Raw genomic sequence first — 19,464 nt, 5'->3', positions numbered from 1 at the left:
ACTTAATGATTGTTTTTAATACAAGTTACGGATACTCATTCACATTGATTAACAGTCAGAGTGCGTTTATTTATAGTGTTTAGACTTAAATTTGAACAAATAAAAAAGGCAGCTTATATAAGCTGCCTTTAAAAATCACATTGGTACTTTAATTTATGGCGCCCAATACACTTCAATATTTATGCTTGGGTGGTTAAGTACAGCGCGAAGTGGCATATCATTAACATCGCCCCCCGCTTTTGCTTGCTTATAAACAGCGAGTTTTTCTTCACCGCTAATTAAAAGCTTAACTACTTTAGATTGCGCAATGGCATTTAACGTAAGTGTCATGCGCTCAGTAATACTACCCGTCACATCACTTTGTATCGCATTAATTGCACATACTGTTTGCTCAGTTGTTAAACCGTGCTCTAAACCTTCTGCATTTGGGAATAACGACGCTGTATGACCATCTGGGCCCATGCCTAGAATAGTTACATCGTATGGCGCTTTTAAAGCACTGTAAGCAGCTTCACACACTTCACTGCCTTGCTGCGCGGTTGCAGCATCGTTTTTCATGGTTATAAAGTTTGCAGCACTGCCAAAATTTTGTAATAACGTGCTTTTAATAAATGCTTCGTTACTTTTTTCATGGCTTGGGTCTACCCAGCGTTCATCAACCATAGCAACATCAACATGTTGCCAATCTAAATCAAGCGTTGATAAATGCTTATAAGCTGGCGCAGGAGACGAGCCACCCGACACCATTAATACAGCACGGCCATCATTTTTAATGCCATCACGTAGTGATTGCTCAAGCGTTGCAGAAAGCTCTTTCGTCAACGCATCTTTATTATCAAAAAATTTCTCAACTAATGTTGCCATATTTATGCCTTATCGCCCGCGTTAAACCATACATGGCTCTTCTCTGCCAATAACTCATCGGCATCATCAGGACCCCAGCTACCTGCACGATAAAGTGCCGGTTTGCCTTTTTCTTGCCATCTGTCAATAATTGGATCAATCCATTTCCATGCTTGACGTACTTCATCACGATGAATAAATAACGATGGGTTATCGGCAGCCGCATCAAGCATTAAACGCTTGTATGCATCTGAGTGAAAACCGTTACTGTAAGCTTGTGAAAGCTCAATATTCATTGTTACTGGTTCAAGTTGCATTTCCAAATTATCGAGGCGCTTAGACATAAGCGTTAGTTGAATTGTTTCCTCTGGCTGCAAGCGAATAACAAGGCGATTTGGCTCAATATTACCTACGTTATCTTCGTAAATATTATGAGATACTTTTTTGTATTCAACCACAATTTCTGCACAGCGCTTAGCCATACGTTTACCTGTACGAAGATAAAATGGAACACCAGCCCAACGCCAGTTATCAATGTGTGCACGAATCGCAACAAAGGTTTCTGTTTTGCTAGAGCCTTCTTTTAGTTCTTCAAGATAACCGGGTACAATTTTACCATTTAAGTCACCAGGCACATATTGACCGCGCACAATATTTTCATCAACATCGCTACCATTCAGTGGGCGAAGTGCTTCTAATACCTTTAGCTTTTCATTTCGGATACTGCTGGCGTTAAGTTTATTGGGCGCTTCCATTGCAACTAAACACAGTAGCTGTAACAAGTGGTTTTGAACCATGTCACGAAGTGCACCGGCTTTATCATAAAAACCAGCGCGGCTTTCAAGGCCAACCGTTTCTGACAAGCTAATTTGGATGTTATCAATAGACTTAGCATCCCACATATTTTCAAACAATGAGTTTGAAAAACGCAGCGCCATTAAGTTTTGTACTGTTTCTTTACCTAAGTAATGATCAATTCGGAAAATTTGCTCTTCATTAAAAAACTCTGCAATTTTTCCGTTAATTGCTTCAGCAGAATCACCGCAATAGCCAATTGGTTTTTCAACAACAACACGTGATGTAGGGGTAATTAAACCTTTCGTAGAAAGTATTTCACAGCAAGTGCCGTATACAGCTGGCGGAAGAGATAAATAAAACACACGCGATTTAGTGCTTTCATGCTCATCTAAAATGCCTTTTAGCACATCCCAATTATCATCCGCTTCTGTAACATTACTTACTACTGGCACTAAAAAAGTAGAAAACGCTTTCCAATCTTTAGCGTTAAACTCACCTTTGCTTAAAAATTCTTGTAATGCTTTATGCGCTGTTTCTACGTATTCAGCACGTTTAGATTCTTCGCGCACTGTTGGTAGGATACGTGAGCCTTCAGGTAAATTACCTTCTTGATATGCTCTGTACATTGCAGGTAGTAATTTGCGTAACGCAAGATCACCACCGCCCCCAAAAATTATAATATCAAAAGGATTAAGCATAGTTACTCTCTACGTTGTGATACCCAGTACATTTTATAAATGCGCGGGTATGCCTATTTATTGCTAGATTAGATGGCTTTTATAACTGTATTTAAATAAAAGCCTGCTGAATTGTTCTGTATTGATGATTTATTATTATTTATTTTATCATTTGCGCTTATTAAATGAGCCTTAGGGGCCCTGTATCTCCTCTCACAAAAATACAGACCCTAAGCACTCCAGCGCTACCCGTTCAAAGGTACTCGGTTTACTTACTTACGTAAGCGAATTTTTTACTGCGTACGGTTTTGCTTGTAGTACGCCATTAAGCCGTTTGTCGAACTATCATGGGCGTGTTTTACGCTTTCATCAGTGAGCTCACTTTCAATTTTAGATGCTAACCCTTTACCTAGCTCTACACCCCATTGATCAAACGAACATATTTCTAAAATAATGCCTTGGCAAAATATCTTATGTTCATACAGTGCAATTAAACGACCCACTGTTTTAGCATCTACAGTATCTAATAACATAGATGTTGTAGGACGATTGCCTTGATGAATTTTATGATTTAATAACTCATCAATCTCTGCTTGCGATTTACCCTTAGCGGTTAAATCAGCTGTAACTTGCGCTGCATCTACACCACTCATCATCGCTTCTGTTTGTGCAAAGAAGTTCGATAATAAAATATCGTGATGTTTATCAACATTCACTTGTGGTTTAACTGATGCAATAAAATCTGCAGGTACAATTACATTACCTTGGTGTAAGCACTGATAAAAGGCATGCTGACCATTAATACCCGTCATGCCCCAAATAATTGGAACCGTGGTGTAAGGTACCGTTTCGCCCGCAAAGTTAACGTGCTTACCATTACTTTCCATTTCGCCTTGCTGTAAATAAGCTGGCAACATATGCAGAGCTTGGTCGTACGGTAATATAGCTTGCGCTGTATAACCTAAAAAGCTCGTATTCCATACACTAAGCAACGCCATAATTAATGGTATATTTTGCTCAAACGGCGCAGATTTAAAGTGCTCGTCTATTTCAAACGCACCTTCTAAAATTGCTTCAAAGGCGTCGTAGCCTAAATATAAAGCAATGGGTAAGCCTATCGCACTCCAAAGTGAAAAGCGACCGCCAACCCAATCCCACATAGTGAATACGTTTTCGTCGCTGATACCAAAGGCTGCCGTTTTTTCTAAATTTGTACTTACTGCAACAAAATGCTTTGCAATTGTACTTTCATCTTTTGCTGTTTGTAAAAACCAATCAACGGCTGTTTTAGCGTTTGTCATGGTTTCTGACGTAGTAAATGTTTTTGACGAAATAACAAATAATGTTGTTTCAGGATCAATGGCTTTTAAAACAGACGAAATTTGTACACCGTCAGCATTAGATACGTAATGAACATTCAATGTATCATCTGCCAGTGCTTTTAATGCCTCGGTTGCCATTTGCGGACCAAGGTTAGAGCCACCAACACCAATACTTACAACATCTTTTACCGCTTTGCCGGTATAGCCTAGCCATTTTCCGCTACGAACTTTTTCAACAAACACTTTAATTTTAGCTAATTCGTTATCTACTGCTTGTGTCACGTTTTCACCATCAACAATGAGTGGTGTATGAGCACGATTGCGAAGTGCCGTATGCAGTACTGAGCGATTTTCAGTGATATTAATTTTTTCACCACTGAACATTTTATCGCGCCACGATGCAATATCGCAATCTTTAGCAAGCGACATTAAGTTAGCAAAAACATCGTTATCAATAAGTTGCTTAGAATAGTCGAATAATACACCAGGTACTTGAGTAGAAAACTGAGAAAAACGCGTGTCATCTTGTGCAAATAACGTTTTCAGATGTGTTTGTTTCATCTTAGCTGCACTTTGTTCGAGTGCTTGCCAACTTGCTAGTTGCGTTCGGTTAGACATGAGAATACCCTCTAAATTTTTCAACCAATTGATTTAAAAATGCTTTTTATAAAATAAAAACGATAAAAATTGCTTATTCACACTAAAATAAAACGCCGATAGTATAACTAAAAATGCAAAAAAAGTGCTGTTTTTATAATTTTAGATGCAGATGATAACGCAATTTTTAGCTTTTGACACCGGTATCATAAAGATTTTATAAATTAATTTACCTGTAATTTTAAAGGCACCTGCCATAGCTTAATTGATTAAAATGAAATATTGATGAATTTTCATAAGCACAATAATTACTTTATATAGTTATTCACTAATTACTGTACTTGTTTGCCTTGCGATCAAATCGACCTTAAAAACAAAAAATCGGCCCTAAAGCCGATTTTGTATAAATTACAATCTTTGTTTAATTGCTAAGCGCTAACCCACCATTTAAATTATAAACAGCTTTATAACCCAGCTGCATTAAATTACTCGCAGCAATTTTTGAGCGGTTACCACTGCGGCATAATAAAATGTATTTGTTATTTTTGTTCAACTGTCCTTCAAATACCGCATTCGCCATTCTGCTAAGCGGTATATTTAATGTTTTTTCATCGAGTATATTAAATAACTGGGCAACATTATTTGCGCCGTGTTCGTATGGCTCGCGTGTATCAATTAAATATACATCGCTGGTGTTTAACATTATTTTAGCGTCATCAAAATTTAATTGCAGTGTATCTACTTCAGGTAGCGCATTTACATAACCGCACAGTTGTGTGTTATTCACTTGTTTTGAAGCATCGTACTGCTGCTTTTCAATTACAAATTCATCAACTGAAATACTGCCGCTCACTAACACATTGAGTAATGGCGTTTGGCTTTGCTGAACGGCCCAGTTCATAGCAAAACATTGTTGGTAGTCGTGCCCTGAGCAAATAATACTAATGTTATTTAGTTGCTCGCTTATTACTAAAATAGAGCGAGCCATAGCTTTTGCATCCCCACCCATAAGGGAAGTATTGCCGAGTCCTGCAGGCAGAATTAAATCACCACAAAAACAATAACGCGTTTCGCCACTACTGTTTTTTAATAAATAACTTACGCTATCTTTGCTATGCCCAGGTGTAGCAACTTTTTCAAGTGCGTCATTTGCTAAGCTAATATTTGCTGCGCCTACGGGCCAACCTAGCGAATCAACCTCACCTTTTACAACTCTTGATGCAAGAACGCTGGTTAACAAATTAGTCGCTGACTCTCGCTCTTGATGAAGATGAGTATTAAGCACCGCTGAAATAGTTAGATCTTGTGTATTGGCTATTTTTTCAAAACGCGGAATAAGCTCAATAATCGGGTCTATTATAACTGCATGTTTATCATCGCTCACATAAAGCCAACTACATGCACCTTGGTGCCTAAATTGAGTAAGGCCCAGTGCGCACACTTCTTGCTGTGGTGTCGTACTGTCAGACACGATTAAACAGTTTGCTTGTAATATTGTTCTTAGAGCGCGAATACGACCACAAGCATTATCAATATCTTGCTGTGTTGCCGCAGGTCCAAACGAAAGTCTAATTGCGTTTTCGCTTTGCCACTTGCTTGCACCCATTGCATCTAAAACAAAACTTGTTGATGCCCCCGTACTACAAGCCGAGCCTCCACTTACGCGTATGCCCGCCGCATCAAATAAATCAATCACCTCTTTGCTTGTTAAATCGTTAACAGCAAAATTAAGTGTAGTGGGCACGCTATAAGCAAAGTCGTGATTAAATGTAATATTGCCAAAGGTATCTACAATTGCACTTTGTAATTGACTGCGATAGGAATTAAGTACATCAACTGATTTAAATGTGCTGCCTGATTTATCGAGCAACAGACTAAATAGCTTATTTAGCCCTGCAATACCGGGTAGATTTTCGGTGCCTGAACGCATTCCACTCTCTTGACCGCCACCCGCTATAAAAGGTGTATACGCACTGTCACTACGAATATATAAAAAGCCAATACCCTTGGGCGCATAAAGCTTATGCCCCGAAAAAGGGGCGTAATCTATTGTTGTGTCACTCAGCGCGAGTGCCTGTTTACCAAGCGCTTGCACGCAATCCACCATCCACGATACATTTTTATTGCGGCTACGAATTACCTGCTCAATAGCGGGTAAATCTTGATATACACCGGTCTCGTTATTAACGGCCATGGTGCAAATCATCAATGCATTATTAATATGCTCTGCAATAAAATCTAAGTCTAAAATACCGTTACTATCCACTGGAATAGCAAGCACTTCAGCGTTAATGTCAAGTACGCTATTCCAATGTTTAAGTGTATTTGGCACCGCTTTATGCTCAGTTGCGCCATATAATAATACTGGGTTTTTAACTGGGTATTTTTTAGCATTAATAAGCGTAGAAACTACTGCTGTTTGAATGCCTTCTGTCGCGCCAGACGTAAATAAAATATCGCCATTACTTGCGCCGATAACAGTGCGTGCTTTTTGACGTGTTTGTTCTAATAAATGCTTGGCTTGAATGCCTGTAATATGGGGACTTGAAGGATTACCAAAACAAATTTGCATAGTATGAGAAACAACATCAGCAATACAAGGCAACACAGGTGTGGTTGCGTTTGCATCAAGGTAAACTTGTTTTACTGGCTCATCGTGCAATAAAAAATCTGACATTAAAAAACGCACCTTATTACTAAAAAATATATCTTATTACCAATAGTACATAACTTTACAGGTAATGAGTAATAACCAATTAGCACTAGAGGTGCGTTTACTATTCTTTTTTAAACTAAAAGTCTGTTTACCTAACCTTAACTCTGGTTACTTAACTCTTCATGGGTTGACGACCAGGCTGTTATTAGCGCTTTTACTAATGAAGCCAATGGGATGGCAAAAAACACTCCCCAAAATCCCCATAAGCCACCAAAAAATAATACTGCGACAATTATAAACACCGGATTCAAATCAACCGCCTCAGAAAATAACAGTGGCACAAGTACGTTTCCATCAAGCGCCTGAATAATTCCGTAAATAATTAAAATAGTCCAAAACTGCGTTTCTAGGCCAAATTGAAATAGCGCCACGGCCGCTACGGGTATAGTCACAAGAGCAGCACCCACAAACGGAATTAACACAGAAAAACCAACTAACACACCTAGTAACGCCGCATAACGTAAATCTAAAACGGTAAATGCAATAAACGACACACCACCAACAATCAAAATTTCAAACACTTTACCGCGAATATAATTCATGATTTGCTGATTCATTTCGTTCCATACTTGCAAAATTAAGCGTCGTTGTTGGGGAATGAGTTTAGCTACGCTTCCTGTAAGCTCTAACTTATCTTTAAGCATAAAAAATACAAGTAAAGGTACAAGTACCAAATAAATTAACCAAGCAACCACATCTTTTAAAGAAGTAAGCGAAAACGACAACACCACTTGGCCAAACTCAATAACTTTAGCCTCTACTGTTGCAACAATTGCTTGTACTTGCTCAGTATTAATCAAACTAGGGTATTGTTCGGGTAAAGCCAACAAGTAAGACTTCCCCTGCTCTACCATGTGTGGGGTTTCTTGTACTAAATTACTTGTTTGTTGCCAAAGTACCGGACCTATAACTAAAATAAGCGTCAACATAATGCCGGTAAATACCAACATCACAATGACCGTTGCTGTAAAACGCTTTAAACCAAAGCGCTCTAAATGAAGTACAGGCCAGTCAAGTAAATAAGCGATTACAAGAGCAACCAGCACTGGCACTATTAAGGAGCCAAAAAAATAAAGTAAGGCAACTGATGCCAATAATAAAAATAATAAGGTAACCGAATGAGGATCCGAAAACTTTCTTTCGTACCATGTTTTTACATATTCAAACACGTAATGGCTCCACTAATAACAACCCTTGTTGTTTATTTAAATTGTAACTATAAGCATATTTTTTCAAAAATCGTTCTATATCATCAACGTTTTCATCGTTATTTAAACTAAAAGTGATACTTTGTTGTAATGATAATGCTTTACGCAAGCCCAATTTAAACTGAATAAACTGTTGAGGACACCTATAAATTCGCAAATCTTGTTGTAACATACTCGCTTTACCAATTTATTAAAATGAATAATAAGTCACATAATCACGGTCTTATTTTTATAACACGTGAACAAATGTAACTTTTTCTTAAAACAACCCCTGCAATGGTTTATCCTGTATACCATAGTTAGTAATAAGGATAAGTTAATGCCTGGCACGCATAATAAAGCGCAACTACCAAGTAATCCAACACTCAAAGAGATTAATTGGTTTAAAAAGCAAATAAATTGGGGGGAATTACCTCCTTTTTATCATTTAGTTGCTTCCTCAGTCAGCGAATCTGAGGGGATATTAGAGCATGGTTTTGACAACGCTGTTAAACAGCTTATTAATAAACGCAACTGGAATTTAGACTTATTAGAGGGCTATGAAGATAACTTAGGTGAAATCCATACCAAAAATAAGCCTCGAATAGCACTTCATCAAGTGTTTACCGACCGCGGTTTTGAACTTTGGGCGCAACCTTATGCAAAAGACGTAGTCATAGATCAGTATATAAAAGGAAACCGCTTTGTTGAATTTAAAGTATGGGATCCTATTTCAATGAAAAGCCTGATCAGAATAAACCAATTACATAAATTTGTTGGCTTTTATTTTGAAAGTGGCGACAAAGCTGATAAAGCACTTATATTACATGCACACAAAGTAGTTCATAAAATTATTACTTTTTTGCAGCGCGAATTGAACGTTGTAAAGCTTGATGGAGTCACAATAAAAGAACTATACCAATTGTGCGAAAAAGACAGCCGTGCAAGTAGTGACGAAATAGACATTGCCAAAATTGCTATTGGTGAACCAATAAACAAGGAATAAAATGCAGCTAAAATCAGCCTTTATGACTTTATGCAGTGCCGCACTTACATTTGGCCTATTAGTAGGTGAGCCTTTAAAGGCGCAAACCAACTTTACACTTCCTGATTTAGGAACGTCAGCATTACAAGCACTTCCACTCGAAAAAGAACAAGCGATTGGCGAAGTAATGATGATGCAAATAAGAGGCTCATCGCCAGTAATTAACGATCCTGTACTTGATGAGTACCTAACTACGATTGGCCGCAAACTTGTAGCAAATGCTAATGACGTACGCTTTCCATTTTCATTTTTTTGGATAAACAACCCTGAAATTAATGCGTTTGCATTTTATGGCGGACACGTTGGCGTACACACAGGCTTAATTGCTCAAGCCGATAACGAGAGCCAGTTTGCCTCGGTACTCGGGCACGAAATTGCTCACGTAACACAGCGCCACTTAGCACGTAGAATACAGCAGCAACAAGATAACAGTGCCTTGACCATTGCTGGTATGATTGCCGGTATATTGGCAACGGTTGTTGCACCTGATGCAGGTATTGCTATTATTTCAGCGAGCCAAACACAATCAGCTTTTAGCCAGCTAACCCATAGCCGCTCAGCCGAGCAAGAAGCTGATCGTATAGGCATGCAAACACTAAACAATGCAGGCTTTGATGCCCGTGCATCAAGTGAATTTTTAACCAAGCTAGCCGCGCAAATTCGTTACAAATATAAGCCACCTGCATTTTTATTAACTCACCCATTACCTGAAAGTCGAGTATCTGATGTGCGCTTGCGTGCTGAGCAATTTCCGGTGCGTTACCTAACACCTAGTCTTAATTTTAACTTAGCAAAAAGCAGAGTACTAGCTCGCTACGACAATAAGCCTGAAAACGCTGAAGCACTGTTTAGAAAATTAATACGTGAAAAAAATTACGATAATACAGCATTAAAATATGGCCTAGCTATAAGTTTGCTCGATCAGAAAAAACTTGACGAAGCACAACCTATATTAGATGAACTGTTACAAAGTGATCCTAAAAACCTATTTTACATAGATACAAAGACCGACTTACTCATCGCGCAAGAAAAAGCCGATGAAGCGGTTAAATTTTTAGCCGAGTTAAACAATTACCGCCCTAATAACCAAGTAATTACCCTTAATTATGCTAATTCGGCACTGGAAGCTAAACAATATGAATTAGCAGAGAACATACTTAAGAGTTTTTTACTTGAAAAGCCAGATCATAGCCTAGGTAAACAATTGCTTGCCGACACTTATAAAAAACAAGATAAACTAGCAGCCTACCACGAGGCTAATGCTGATGTATTATCGCAATATGGTGCTTATTTAAAAGCCGCTGACGAAATCCAAAAAGCACTTAACTTCGTAGAATCAACAGAACTTGTAAAGCAGCAACGATTAAAAGCCTTGCTTACCCAATATCGTCGTTTACAAAAAGAGCTTGCAAGGCTTTAAGTCTGCAAGCGCTTACCCTAAAATAGGCGAAACTTAATATTTGGATACATTTTATGTCTGTTACTCTTTACCATAATTCGCGCTGCTCTAAATCACGCGAAACACTTGCCTTATTACAAAGTAAATCTGTAGAGCCAACTATTGTCGAATACCTAAAAACACCACTGACTCACGAGCAAATTTCAACCCTTGTAAGCCAACTTGGTTTTTCATCGGCACGTGAACTAATGCGTACCAAAGAAGATGACTACAAAGCGCTTAACTTAAAAGATGAAACGCGCGAAAATGCACTTATTGATGCCATGGTAAAAAACCCTAAACTGATTGAGCGCCCTATTGTTGTTAACAACGGTAAAGCTGCTATTGGTCGTCCACCCGAAAACGTATTAAGCGTTTTATAATGAGCACAACCATAGTGGTACTTTATCACTCTAGCCACGGTTCAGTTGAAGCTATGGCACATGAAATAGCGGAGTCAGTAGAGCAACAAGGCGCAACTGCACTGCTTCGCACGTTTGTAGCTAAAAACGCACACGATATCGTAATAACCAAAGATGATTTAATTAATTGCGATGGCCTTGCATTTGGCACGCCAACGCGATTTGGCATGATGGCCTCTCAAGCAAAAAGCTTTTGGGAAACCACCAGCGACTTGTGGCTAAAAGGCCAACTAATCGATAAGCCAGCGTGTGTATTTTCGTCATCAAGTAGTATGCATGGTGGAAATGAAGCAACCTTACTTAACTTATCTCTGCCATTATTACACCACGGCATGATGCTGTTGGGCGTGCCATACGATGTGCCCGAACTACTTGCAACACAAACCGGTGGAACACCATACGGTGCAACACACGTCGCTGGCAGCGCTAACAGTGCACAGCTAAGCAAAGACGAAATTAAAATATGCCAAAGCGTTGGTAAACGCCTTACTCACATTGCGAGAAAACTTAAATGAATACAGCTGACAACCCAGCTAAAAAGCCAATTACGATAAAATTTCAACGTGCCGCACTATTTGGCTATGTAGGTTTGCTTGTTCTAATTCCATTGTGGATGTATTTTGTACCCCCTCTAAACGGTAATGCGAGCTTAGTATCTTTATTTTTGCCCATCATTCCGTTACTGCTGCCACTAAGAGGCATTATTAAAGACAACACTTACACCTATGCGTGGGCTAACTTTATTGTAATGCTGTATTTTATTCACGGGCTTACCATGCTCTGGGCAGCGCCAGCTGAACTGATATGGGTATTATTGGAGCTTGTATTTGCATCCGCCATGTTTATTGGTTGTACATATTATGCACGGCATCGCGGTCAAGAACTTGGTTTAAAAATCCGTAAACTTAAAGAAGAACTTGCAGAAGAAAAAGCGGCAAACGAGCACAATAAATAGCGTAAACCATAAGCAAAAAAAACCGTGTTTAAAGTTAATTAAACACGGTTTTTTTATAAATAATTTGACTGTTTTTACACTTACAAAAACCTGCTTATATAGGGTCAATTTATTCAAATATTTTATAGGTTGGCATTAGCTAAACCAAATCACTCAAAGCTGTGAGGGTCACAATACCAGCTAAACCCAGCTGAGCAACTAAACTAACCAAAGAAAATACCCTAAGTATAAACAAACCCCAAGGGTGTTTTATATGAGGATATAAAGCACAACGCTTTAGAGTGGTTGCAAAGAAAAAACACACCACTGCAATCATGGTTAACGTAAGCGTTAGTTCGCTTTTTATAGTAATTGTTTCATCAAAAAAGAAAAACAATTGTAACGGTAAAAACAACGTCACAATAGCATGTAAAGCATGCACCTTTTTAATACGATCAAATTGACCTTCAGGCGACAACTCTTTAATTCCAAAGTCACGTTCTAAGCATTTAACTAAGTTATTAGCCTTAATATTAACGGCCAAACGGTAGCAGCTTAACCCTTCGTTGTTACGCGCTCTAAAGTCGTAGCCACTTTTAAGTAACAACACCATTAATGATTCATTTTTAGCAAGTACAGCATAATGTAATGCTGTATTCCCTAAATTGTCAGCCGCTTTTTTATCTTGCTTTGAAAGTAATGTTTCCACAACATTTACAAAGCCTTTTTCAGCTGCCCACATAAATGCTGTTTTATTATTTTCATCGGCAAGAACACCGGTAGCACCTTGTTCAATAAAGCGCATAGCCATGGTTTGTTTGGCTGTTTTTTTACGCAAGTGAGTTAATAAAGCTTTCTCTAAAAGAACAACAGAATCAACGTCAGGAGATACCTGCGTAAGCAACGTAAAATAGTCTTTACCCGTTGCCACTTTTTCGCTAGCAAGTTCACAAAGCACATCTAAATCAGCAATAGACTCTGGAATAAATGCACTTAAGCGCTCTCTAAAATCAACTTCTTTCCAGAGTGATAGCGTGTCAACAGCAGAGAGTTTACTGCCATTATTTAAGGCATGTTCAATTAACGTAAAATAACGCTTACTAAAAAACAAACCGAGTAACGACAGAGGCGTACTAATATCATTTTGCGTGGCAATACTTGCGTACTGCTCTAATCGCTCGCAAAGCATTAGCACTAAACTTTCAGGGGTATATTCATTATCGTAGTAGTGGCTTTTAACTGCACTAATATACGCTTGCGCATCTTCATCATATTCAGAAATATGTTGAAAAAAGCACTCTTCAAAAGGTTCAAGTGGAGTTAGCCACGCCAAATAATAAATAGGCGGCAAAACAGTGGTGCAAACACCATCATCTTCATTAGTAGAACGACAAGCAGGCCAAGCTTCTAACGCATCTAAAATAAAGGCACCGTTTTGTTCTACAAGTCCTTTAATCAGTAACGGGTATTCCTTTGGCCAAATCAGTACATTTTCCATTAAAACAACACAACTCCAGTGTAGCTCGGGTAAGTGGTCAGTTATAACAGTTTTTAGCTGACACCACGCTTAATCAAAGAACTGATATTCTACCACACCTTGATCGCCACGCTAGAGCAAAGTCGATGAATAAATGAAATTATAAAAACAACCAAGTACATAAGTACTTGGCTGTTTTTGAGGTTGGAGTTGGGCTTAATCAGAGCCAGACAAAATCGTTATTTATTTTTTAACTCTTTAGTAACTTGCTCTAAACCTACATCTGAAATACGTTGGATAATCTCTTTTTGCTTAGCGCTTAATAACGAAATACCCTCAGCAACAATATCGTATACTTTCCACTCATTATTTTTACCTAATCGAAGCTTAAAGCTTAAATCTATTGTTGGTGCATTAGGCTCTATAATTTGTGTATTAACCGTTGCATACTCAGAATCGCTTATTGCATTATTACGTTCAAATACAACCTTTTGACCCGTGTATTTCATCAATGCACCAGCATAAGTACCCGTTAAATAATGCTCTACTGCATCTATAAATTGAACTGCTTGCTCGCGCTCAATCCCTTTAATATGCTTACCTAATAATTTAAACGAGACAAACTTAACATCAATATGTGGCATTAAACGTTTTTCAACAATCTCAGACATTGCTTCTTTACTTGCATTCCCTTTTGCATTTACTTTACCTATATCGGCGAATAACGTATTAGCAACTGATTCTAAAAGTCGATCTGGGGATTGCTGTTCTTGTGCAAAAAGAGAACTGCTTAAAAATGCAGTGCCTAGTAGTAATAGTTTAATTAGTTTCATAATAAGTTTTGTCTGTGTGATTAAGATGATTGTAATTTACGCGAACTATACGCAATAAAAAAGAAGCAAATAAGCAACTTATTAGTGCCTAAACAGCACCAATAAAATAACTAAATATAATTCAAGTAGTTACTATTTTATATTAACACCTCATAAACAACCGGCATTTTGTCCTCATTGAATTTGTTAACTGCTCGCCCTTATCATTTGGATATCACTTTGAATTAAACAGAATTGGTATCTATGAAAACGTCACTTAAAATATTTTTTATCTCTTTTTTATTAGTAATTTCGTTTTTTGGCAAACTTGCTTTTGCCCAATCGGATCACGGTTACGCTGTAGACTTTCTTAAAGGCGAAGGTAATGTCAATGGCGTAAAAATAGCCTACCAATACCATGCGCCTAGTATGCAAAGCCTCATTGGTGATGCGCGATTTTATTTTGAGACAAGTGTAAATATGTGGGAATATCGGCACGGCGATGAAACACAATCGAACATAGTTTTAGCCATGTCGCCTGTATTACAGTTTCCGGCGTTTAGTTTCAATAACACACCATTTTACGTTGAAGCTGGTATTGGTGTGTCATTGATTGATGAAACTCAATTTGCAGGTAAAAACATCAGCACCCACTACCAGTTTGAAGACCGTATTGGCCTTGTTGCCGACCTTGGAAAAACCAACGTGGCACTTAGAGTTATTCACTATTCAAACGCAGGATTTAAAGAGCCAAATCCAGGCCTTAATTTTTTAACGCTTTCGATCGCTAGGCGTTTTTAAAAGCAATTTATTAGTTGTATTTTTTAGTTATTTTATTGATGTTATAGCGTGAAACGGTCACACTTAAACGTACTAAATATTAAGTGATACTGCGATGCAAACTTGGCATATTGTAATTATTGTCGCCGTTGTTTTTACCATTATCATTGGTAATATTGCGCTGATTAGACTCTCTGCAAAACAGGAGTTTAAAAAGCCCAACGCCAATATAAAAAATACAACAGATACAAAAAAGCCCTGATTAATCAGGGCTTTTTAATTCATTAAATCGTTCTATTTAACCAACTAACCAATGCGCCATAAAAGCAATAATTGGTAGAGTAATTAACGTCCTCAAAATAAATATCACAAACAATTCAAATATATTAACCGGTATTTTGCTGCCTAACAGCAACGCACCAACTTCAGACATATAAATAAGTTGAGTAACACTCATAGCCGCAATAATAAAACGCGTTACATCGCTCTCAATAGTACCGGCTGCCAATATTGACGGAATAAACATATCAGCAAAACCAACCATAATAGTTTGTGCAGCTGCTTCAGCCTCTGGTACTTGCAGTAATTCTAAAAACGGAATAAATGGCATCCCCAAATATTGAAAAATTGGCGTGTATTCAGCAATAATTAACGCAAAAGTACCCACAGCCATAATCACAGGCAATACACCAAACACCATATCAAGCGCGTTATGTACGCCCTCTTTTATTGTACCTTTAACACCAGTTGAGTTGTCTGCTTTCGCAAGTGCAACATCTAACGAATGACCAAATAAGGTTTTATAACCTGGGATTGTTTCACCGTCTCTATCTGGCTTAGTGCCATCAATCAGTAAATCTTTTTTAAAGCGTAGTGGCGGTAATCGCGGCACAATAATAGCGGCAACAATACCCGCTAAACATACCGTTGCGTAAAACGGTGCAAATAAGTACTCAAGTTTAACTTGCCCAAGCACCACTAAACTAAAGGTGATTGAAACTGCTGAAAAAGTAGTACCAATAATAGCCGCTTCGCGTTGTGTATAGTGTTTTTGATCGAACTGCTTTGCCGTCATCAAAATACCTACACTACCATCACCTAACCACGATGCAGTACAGTCAACCGCGCTTCTACCCGGTACGCCAAATACAGGGCGCATTACTTTGGTCATTAACGTACCAGCAAGCTCTAGTAGACCAAAGTTAATTAATAGCGGTAGTAATAAGCCCGCTAAAATAAATACCGAAAACAACACTGGCAATAAGTCATTTAATACCAGCGCGCCAGTATTGGCCGAGGTAATCATCTCGCTACCTAGGCTTAAGTATGTCATTAAACCAAACGCCATACCAAATAAACGCACCACCAGCCAAGTCCAGCTCACATCGAATAAATGCTTTAGCAAAGGTGAATTACGTATAGCTGCCGGTTTAAAAGCTTTAGTGATTACAGAAATAACTCCAGTAATACAAATAATTAATGTGATAATTGCTTGAGCCGATCCTAGCATCATTGTTTGAACAGCCTTTGCCATAACAGCAATAGGAATAGTCATCCCTTGGGAGTTAGTTATGGGCGTCATAAATAAAAATACACCAACTAACGACGGTACTAAAAAAGTAAACCATGTGCGCCACGTATAATGCGAACGATGAGGTAATTGAGACATATTTTTAACCTATAAAAACTACAAAAAGAGCTTAGCGCTCTTTTTGTAGTAAAAATTTATTCTTATTTAAATTTTAATGCCGCGCTGAATGAGTGCCGCTTCTAATGCTTGTTGTAAACCGTTCATAGTACCTGGTTCAAGCGTTTCGCCTTTATCATCCATCCACGTTAAGCTTGTACCACCTTCTTTAGTTTTACTCACTAAAATTTGGTATTGCCCTTCATCAATAGGTAATTGAGTAACTTCGTCGCCCCAAATAGAATCCCAAACGCTGCTCTCTGGTTTTTTATAATCAGCTGTGATTAAACCTGTATCTTGGTTAATTTCAACAATAGTGAATGACAAACGCTCTAAAAAGCCAGAGAAACGGTCAAATACTGCATCGTAAGATTGCTCAGTAACCAGTGCCGCATTGCCTTTATTATCAAAGCCCATTTCAAGTGAAATAATACCTTGGCGTTTACGTAAATCGACTTCTAACTGACGGTAACGGTAATCAAACTCACTCACTACTTGGTTAAGCGCGCGCACTTCTAATTGCTGCTTAAGTAAATCTGTTAATGCGTTATCACCTTTAAAATCAATTAAATCAACACGCAAAGACGCAGTTCGCTGATGTGATTTTTCTTCAATAGTAAACTTGAATTTTTCTAAATCAGCATTCTCGTCACTGCCCCAAAGCCAGCTTTCTTCTGTTTTAATAATTGAATACCAATCAGTTTCAATAACACCTAACAGTTTATCTTCTTTGGTTGCACTTACGTTATTGTCAGCTAAAACGGCTTTAATTGAATCCCAAACAAATTCATCTAAATCGTCAATGCCATCATTTTTATCAAAATAAACACGAGCCAGTTTATCTGTTTCTTCAACCCAGCTGCCCTTAGCTACCGTAAGAACCTGAGCAGGTGGACGATAGTTTGTAGCCACAGGGTTATTATCGTATTGACCTATATCCATTTTATAAACGGGATCTTGGGCTGGTTGCGATAGAGACGCTGGCGCTTTAACTGGCTCATGCGTGCGGTAATTACGCTCATTATGTGCATCGTTAGTAAATACACTACACCCTGATAAACTTACCAATACACTTACAGCAAGTGCTTTTGGGATCCAATACTGCACAGATATTTCTCCTTAGCATACCCTTTAATTGTTTTAACAAGTATATGAGTGGGTTATGCCGATTTGGTTCAGTGTAAAATCAATATTAACTTTACATTTATTATTTGGCTGCCTAATTGCAATAAAGTTCAGCACTTCAACTTAGAAAAAATCTAAGTGCAAATAAGCAAATTTTAGCTATGGTACTTTCCTGTGCCAGTAAAAACAAGAAACACCGCACTTTAAAAGCGCTTAATTAGCCCGCATTGTAGTTTATAGAGTGTTTTGTGTTAAACTTCGCCGCCGTGCAACTTCTCAAGTGTATTTAGTTGCGTTGCCCATTGCGTTGTTATAATCCAAGTAACTTAGGTATTTTAACCCATGACTGCATTTTCAAATCATCAAATTGTGTTAACTGCTATTGGCGAAGATAGGCCGGGTATTGTGAGCGAACTTACACAATTAGTTAGCGACTGCCACTGTAATATTATAGATAGCCGTATCGCTATTTTAGGCTGCGAATTTACCTTTATAATGTTACTCAATGGCGACATGTCAGCTATTAGCCGTATTGAACACGTACTCCCTACTAAAGCCATGGAACTTGGCCTGCTTACCATGATGAAGCGCACCGCCAGTCATACACCCAGTGAATTTTGTGCCGGTTATACCCTCGAATACACAGGGATCGACACACCGGGGACACTAAGTAAAGTAACGCGCTTTTTTGCCGACAGCAACATTAGCATTTGCTCACTAAAATCAGATACCTACTCTCAAGAGGACGACATTAAAATGCGTTGTGAACTTGAATTCAACATACCGGTTGATGTAGATATAGATCAATTTAAAATTAGTTTTGAGAGCCTTTCTCACACGCTAAACGTAGATTATATTTTTAAACGAATTCGTTAAGGATGCTAAACATGAACACAATTAGTCCATTACAAGCTGGCGATACAGCACCCGCTTTTAGCCTACAAAACCAAAACGACGAAACAGTAACATTAAGCAAGCTGTTAAAAGAGCAACAAGTGCTTGTGTACTTTTACCCTAAAGCCTCTACACCGGGTTGTACGGTTCAAGCCGAGAACTTACGTGACCAACAAGCAGAGCTTGCTAAATTTAACACCCGCGTTGTAGGTATTAGCCCAGATCCAATTAAGCGCCTTAAAAACTTTGAAACTAAAAAAGAGCTTAATTTTGACCTATTAGCCGATGAAGACCACGCCATTGCTGAAGCGTTTGGTGTATGGGGCTACAAAAAGTTTATGGGTAAAGAGTACGATGGTATTCACCGCCTAACGTTTTTAGTAGGCCAAGACGGTAAAATAAAACACCTATTTGATAAGTTTAAAACAAAAGATCATCATCAAGTAGTGTTGGATTATCTTGCAGCAGAGTAATCTCGCAGCAGGATAAGCTAGCGGCTGAGTAAGTTAACTACCAGCTATTAGAAAAATACAGAAAAGCGTTGCTCAAGGGCAACGCTTTTTTTATGCTAGTTATTAAGAATTTTGGTTAAGTAAAAGCACGACCGAGGGATAAATAGGTAGTCAATAATTTTGATGTATGAAGTCAAGATTTGATAATCATATAGAAAGTTCCTCGAGTTTTTCGATACAGTTGTGTTGACCAAAACA

The 19,464-nt window shown here is 38.3% G+C and carries 19 protein-coding genes; 9 read left to right on the top strand and 10 right to left on the bottom strand.

Going from position 1 to position 19,464, the window contains the following annotated elements; genetic code table 11:
* Nucleotides 1-153: 153 nt before the first annotated feature.
* From pgl to NRL14_RS09480, 6 genes are all read right to left on the bottom strand, one after another.
* Complete coding sequence (gene pgl / locus NRL14_RS09505; protein ID WP_306724519.1) at nucleotides 154-864, bottom strand: 6-phosphogluconolactonase; 711 nt, start codon at nucleotides 862-864, stop codon at nucleotides 154-156.
* A 2-nt stretch (nucleotides 865-866) separates the two neighbouring features.
* Complete coding sequence (gene zwf, locus NRL14_RS09500; RefSeq protein ID WP_007375908.1) at nucleotides 867-2,339, bottom strand: glucose-6-phosphate dehydrogenase; 1,473 nt, start codon at nucleotides 2,337-2,339, stop codon at nucleotides 867-869.
* Between the two features lie 272 nt (nucleotides 2,340-2,611).
* Nucleotides 2,612-4,258: a glucose-6-phosphate isomerase gene (gene pgi, locus NRL14_RS09495; protein WP_007375909.1), complete on the bottom strand. Its 1,647-nt coding sequence runs from the start codon at nucleotides 4,256-4,258 to the stop codon at nucleotides 2,612-2,614.
* A 400-nt stretch (nucleotides 4,259-4,658) separates the two neighbouring features.
* Entirely contained in the window at nucleotides 4,659-6,914 is a 2,256-nt protein-coding gene (locus NRL14_RS09490) for an aminotransferase class V-fold PLP-dependent enzyme (RefSeq protein ID WP_306724518.1), read from the bottom strand.
* Nucleotides 6,915-7,051: 137 nt separating this feature from the next.
* The gene (locus NRL14_RS09485; RefSeq protein WP_008135569.1) at nucleotides 7,052-8,122 is read right to left on the bottom strand and encodes an AI-2E family transporter; all 1,071 of its coding nucleotides are present in this window, start codon (nucleotides 8,120-8,122) and stop codon (nucleotides 7,052-7,054) included.
* Nucleotides 8,115-8,333 (bottom strand): hypothetical protein, encoded by a 219-nt coding sequence (locus tag NRL14_RS09480; protein ID WP_008135566.1) that lies wholly within the window; start codon nucleotides 8,331-8,333, stop codon nucleotides 8,115-8,117. Before NRL14_RS09480 ends, NRL14_RS09485 begins: the two co-directional genes overlap by 8 nt.
* 147 nt (nucleotides 8,334-8,480) lie before the next feature.
* Here NRL14_RS09480 and NRL14_RS09475 point away from each other — a divergent pair, with 147 nt between their 5' ends.
* Genes NRL14_RS09475 through NRL14_RS09455 form a run of 5 tightly spaced genes read left to right on the top strand, consistent with a single transcriptional unit; the run spans nucleotide 8,481 to nucleotide 12,000 of the window.
* Entirely contained in the window at nucleotides 8,481-9,146 is a 666-nt protein-coding gene (locus tag NRL14_RS09475; protein ID WP_007375913.1) for a hypothetical protein, read from the top strand.
* Nucleotide 9,147: 1 nt separating this feature from the next.
* The gene (locus NRL14_RS09470; RefSeq protein WP_306724517.1) at nucleotides 9,148-10,605 is read left to right on the top strand and encodes a M48 family metalloprotease; all 1,458 of its coding nucleotides are present in this window, start codon (nucleotides 9,148-9,150) and stop codon (nucleotides 10,603-10,605) included.
* A 53-nt stretch (nucleotides 10,606-10,658) separates the two neighbouring features.
* Nucleotides 10,659-11,006, top strand: coding sequence for an arsenate reductase (glutaredoxin) (arsC, locus tag NRL14_RS09465; RefSeq protein ID WP_096792819.1), 348 nt, complete (start codon nucleotides 10,659-10,661; stop codon nucleotides 11,004-11,006).
* Complete coding sequence (gene wrbA, locus NRL14_RS09460; protein WP_007375916.1) at nucleotides 11,006-11,560, top strand: NAD(P)H:quinone oxidoreductase; 555 nt, start codon at nucleotides 11,006-11,008, stop codon at nucleotides 11,558-11,560. The genes arsC and wrbA overlap by 1 nt, the downstream gene beginning before the upstream one ends.
* Complete coding sequence (locus NRL14_RS09455; protein WP_007375917.1) at nucleotides 11,557-12,000, top strand: DUF2069 domain-containing protein; 444 nt, start codon at nucleotides 11,557-11,559, stop codon at nucleotides 11,998-12,000. Before wrbA ends, NRL14_RS09455 begins: the two co-directional genes overlap by 4 nt.
* Before the next feature lie 139 nt (nucleotides 12,001-12,139).
* On the opposite strand, the gene NRL14_RS09450 is transcribed toward NRL14_RS09455, so the two are convergent.
* Nucleotides 12,140-13,477: an ankyrin repeat domain-containing protein gene (locus tag NRL14_RS09450; RefSeq protein ID WP_007375918.1), complete on the bottom strand. Its 1,338-nt coding sequence runs from the start codon at nucleotides 13,475-13,477 to the stop codon at nucleotides 12,140-12,142.
* A gap of 218 nt (nucleotides 13,478-13,695) precedes the next feature.
* Nucleotides 13,696-14,289: a phospholipid-binding protein MlaC gene (locus NRL14_RS09445; protein ID WP_007375919.1), complete on the bottom strand. Its 594-nt coding sequence runs from the start codon at nucleotides 14,287-14,289 to the stop codon at nucleotides 13,696-13,698.
* A 243-nt stretch (nucleotides 14,290-14,532) separates the two neighbouring features.
* Between NRL14_RS09445 and NRL14_RS09440 the strand changes: the two genes are divergently transcribed.
* Together NRL14_RS09440 and NRL14_RS09435 are read left to right on the top strand one after the other, a co-directional pair.
* The gene (locus tag NRL14_RS09440; protein ID WP_007375920.1) at nucleotides 14,533-15,069 is read left to right on the top strand and encodes an acyloxyacyl hydrolase; all 537 of its coding nucleotides are present in this window, start codon (nucleotides 14,533-14,535) and stop codon (nucleotides 15,067-15,069) included.
* A 94-nt stretch (nucleotides 15,070-15,163) separates the two neighbouring features.
* Nucleotides 15,164-15,310 (top strand): DUF2897 family protein, encoded by a 147-nt coding sequence (locus NRL14_RS09435; protein WP_081824590.1) that lies wholly within the window; start codon nucleotides 15,164-15,166, stop codon nucleotides 15,308-15,310.
* Between the two features lie 36 nt (nucleotides 15,311-15,346).
* On the opposite strand, the gene NRL14_RS09430 is transcribed toward NRL14_RS09435, so the two are convergent.
* Both NRL14_RS09430 and bamC read right to left on the bottom strand, forming a co-directional pair.
* Complete coding sequence (locus NRL14_RS09430; RefSeq protein WP_306724516.1) at nucleotides 15,347-16,717, bottom strand: YjiH family protein; 1,371 nt, start codon at nucleotides 16,715-16,717, stop codon at nucleotides 15,347-15,349.
* A 66-nt stretch (nucleotides 16,718-16,783) separates the two neighbouring features.
* The gene (gene bamC / locus NRL14_RS09425) at nucleotides 16,784-17,842 is read right to left on the bottom strand and encodes an outer membrane protein assembly factor BamC (RefSeq protein ID WP_306724515.1); all 1,059 of its coding nucleotides are present in this window, start codon (nucleotides 17,840-17,842) and stop codon (nucleotides 16,784-16,786) included.
* Between the two features lie 360 nt (nucleotides 17,843-18,202).
* Between bamC and NRL14_RS09420 the strand changes: the two genes are divergently transcribed.
* On the top strand, nucleotides 18,203-18,736 hold the full coding sequence (locus tag NRL14_RS09420; protein WP_007375924.1) for a glycine cleavage system protein R: 534 nt from the start codon (nucleotides 18,203-18,205) through the stop codon (nucleotides 18,734-18,736).
* An 11-nt stretch (nucleotides 18,737-18,747) separates the two neighbouring features.
* The gene (gene bcp, locus NRL14_RS09415) at nucleotides 18,748-19,227 is read left to right on the top strand and encodes a thioredoxin-dependent thiol peroxidase (protein WP_033031315.1); all 480 of its coding nucleotides are present in this window, start codon (nucleotides 18,748-18,750) and stop codon (nucleotides 19,225-19,227) included.
* Nucleotides 19,228-19,464: the final 237 nt, after the last annotated feature.

Source organism: Pseudoalteromonas sp. 20-92 (assembly GCF_030847595.1).
Classification (GTDB): domain Bacteria; phylum Pseudomonadota; class Gammaproteobacteria; order Enterobacterales; family Alteromonadaceae; genus Pseudoalteromonas; species Pseudoalteromonas fuliginea.
The sequence above is the reverse complement of the archived record's forward strand: the minus strand, read 5'-3'. Positions and strand labels throughout refer to the sequence as shown.

What these genes read in the sequence shown, in the direction of transcription:
- pgl (WP_306724519.1), bottom strand. Translation starts at nt 864, where the DNA reads ATGGCAACATTAGTTGAGAAATTTTTTGATAATAAAGATGCGTTGACG.
- zwf (WP_007375908.1), bottom strand. Translation starts at nt 2,339, where the DNA reads ATGCTTAATCCTTTTGATATTATAATTTTTGGGGGCGGTGGTGATCTT.
- pgi (WP_007375909.1), bottom strand. Translation starts at nt 4,258, where the DNA reads ATGTCTAACCGAACGCAACTAGCAAGTTGGCAAGCACTCGAACAAAGT.
- NRL14_RS09490 (WP_306724518.1), bottom strand. Translation starts at nt 6,914, where the DNA reads ATGTCAGATTTTTTATTGCACGATGAGCCAGTAAAACAAGTTTACCTT.
- NRL14_RS09480 (WP_008135566.1), bottom strand. Translation starts at nt 8,333, where the DNA reads ATGTTACAACAAGATTTGCGAATTTATAGGTGTCCTCAACAGTTTATT.
- NRL14_RS09475 (WP_007375913.1), top strand. Translation starts at nt 8,481, where the DNA reads ATGCCTGGCACGCATAATAAAGCGCAACTACCAAGTAATCCAACACTC.
- NRL14_RS09470 (WP_306724517.1), top strand. Translation starts at nt 9,148, where the DNA reads ATGCAGCTAAAATCAGCCTTTATGACTTTATGCAGTGCCGCACTTACA.
- arsC (WP_096792819.1), top strand. Translation starts at nt 10,659, where the DNA reads ATGTCTGTTACTCTTTACCATAATTCGCGCTGCTCTAAATCACGCGAA.
- wrbA (WP_007375916.1), top strand. Translation starts at nt 11,006, where the DNA reads ATGAGCACAACCATAGTGGTACTTTATCACTCTAGCCACGGTTCAGTT.
- NRL14_RS09455 (WP_007375917.1), top strand. Translation starts at nt 11,557, where the DNA reads ATGAATACAGCTGACAACCCAGCTAAAAAGCCAATTACGATAAAATTT.
- NRL14_RS09450 (WP_007375918.1), bottom strand. Translation starts at nt 13,477, where the DNA reads ATGGAAAATGTACTGATTTGGCCAAAGGAATACCCGTTACTGATTAAA.
- NRL14_RS09445 (WP_007375919.1), bottom strand. Translation starts at nt 14,289, where the DNA reads ATGAAACTAATTAAACTATTACTACTAGGCACTGCATTTTTAAGCAGT.
- NRL14_RS09440 (WP_007375920.1), top strand. Translation starts at nt 14,533, where the DNA reads ATGAAAACGTCACTTAAAATATTTTTTATCTCTTTTTTATTAGTAATT.
- NRL14_RS09435 (WP_081824590.1), top strand. Translation starts at nt 15,164, where the DNA reads ATGCAAACTTGGCATATTGTAATTATTGTCGCCGTTGTTTTTACCATT.
- NRL14_RS09430 (WP_306724516.1), bottom strand. Translation starts at nt 16,717, where the DNA reads ATGTCTCAATTACCTCATCGTTCGCATTATACGTGGCGCACATGGTTT.
- NRL14_RS09420 (WP_007375924.1), top strand. Translation starts at nt 18,203, where the DNA reads ATGACTGCATTTTCAAATCATCAAATTGTGTTAACTGCTATTGGCGAA.
- bcp (WP_033031315.1), top strand. Translation starts at nt 18,748, where the DNA reads ATGAACACAATTAGTCCATTACAAGCTGGCGATACAGCACCCGCTTTT.